Origin of the sequence: Companilactobacillus nuruki (assembly GCF_002872255.1) — a bacterium.
Classification (GTDB): domain Bacteria; phylum Bacillota; class Bacilli; order Lactobacillales; family Lactobacillaceae; genus Companilactobacillus; species Companilactobacillus nuruki.
Genome location: NZ_NIPR01000058.1, coordinates 1 through 944, shown reverse-complemented (window position 1 = coordinate 944; position 944 = coordinate 1). Strand labels below are relative to the sequence as shown.

At 37.5% G+C, this 944-nt stretch carries 1 protein-coding gene; it reads left to right on the top strand.

Going from position 1 to position 944, the window contains the following annotated elements:
- Window positions 1-944 (top strand): MobA/MobL family protein (locus CBP76_RS11620; RefSeq protein WP_166667266.1); only part of this gene is annotated, 944 nt, incomplete at both ends.

The window sequence follows — 944 nt, the reverse complement described above, 5'->3', positions numbered from 1 at the left end:
ATGGGATGGTAACCTATCTCCCATTTATTCCCGATGGTAGTTGGGGATTAAAAGCAAAGACGCAGTACATTAAAGATGAAAATGGCAAGCAACTTTTAACCAAAAGCGGGTTTCCAAAACAAAGAAAAATTTGGTTGGTTGATTGGGATAAAAAGGAAAAAATTAATGAGTGGCGGCATAATTGGGCAACAAGTGTTAATCAGTCTTTAGCACAAAAAAATATTCCGGATCGGATTAGTGAAAAATCGTTTGTCGATCAAGGGATTCAAGAGACACCTACCCAACACGAAGGCATTAACAGCCAAAGAAAAAATCGAAAAGCATTTAATCAACAAGTTAGAGCGCAAAGAAACGCTCAAGCTAAATATCATAATCTTGACGAAAAGATAAGAAATCATGAACATTTTGACGCGTTAACTGACGAGCTATCGTTCTCTGAAAAACACACAATTAGTCATCTAAGTCAGCAATTGAAAACCTATGTCGATTTAGAACATTTAGATGATAAACAGCGCATGCTGTTTAATTGGAAAAACAGCTTATTAATCAAACATGCCATTGGTGAAGATGTAACTAAACAACTGCTGACTATTGACCAGCAAACGACATCACTAGCACAAGCTAACCAGTTGTTAAATAAAGTGGTGGAACGAGCAACGAAAAAGCTTTATCCGGAACTTAATTTTGAACAGACAACCGCAGCTGAACGACGGGAACTGATTAAAGAAACTAATAGTGAACAAACGATTTTCAAAGGCAGTGAATTAAACGAACGTTTAATGAATATTCGAAACGACTTATTAACCCAGCAATTATTGACGTTTACCAAGCGGCCATATACCAGCTGGCAGTTAGTTAATCAGCAGGCCCAAACAATTGAGAAGCAATTAACCACGGTACTAGCCAAACATGGTCACCAGTTAGACGATTTGAAGCATACTGAT